This window comes from Pantoea sp. SIMBA_079 (genome assembly GCF_046940275.1).
Classification (GTDB): domain Bacteria; phylum Pseudomonadota; class Gammaproteobacteria; order Enterobacterales; family Enterobacteriaceae; genus Pantoea; species Pantoea borealis.
Map to the genome: position 1 here is coordinate 1 of NZ_JAWRYR010000830.1, position 241 is coordinate 241.

The 241-nt window shown below is 61.0% G+C and carries 1 pseudogene; it reads right to left on the reverse strand.

Annotated elements, in window-relative coordinates:
• Positions 1 to 195, reverse strand: a pseudogene (locus tag SB719_RS22280) (zinc-binding alcohol dehydrogenase family protein); the annotation flags it as partial.
• Positions 196 to 241: the final 46 nt, after the last annotated feature.

Below are 241 nucleotides of genomic sequence, written 5' to 3' on the forward strand. Positions count from 1 at the left end.
ATCCCAGCCGAGAACCTGTGGTTGCTCACCGCCGCGGCTCGCGCGGATTTTCGTGTCGACCGGGTTGACAGCAATGGCCTTTACCTCGACCAGCAGATCCCGGGCTCCCGGCTTGGGTTCGGGCAACTGCGCGTCATACAACGACTGCGGGTCCTGGATCGGCAAACCGGGTTGGGTGTAAACGACAGCCTTCATTGGCGCAACCTCTTGGGTAGGGGAAAAGTGAGCTCAGGCTAGTCGT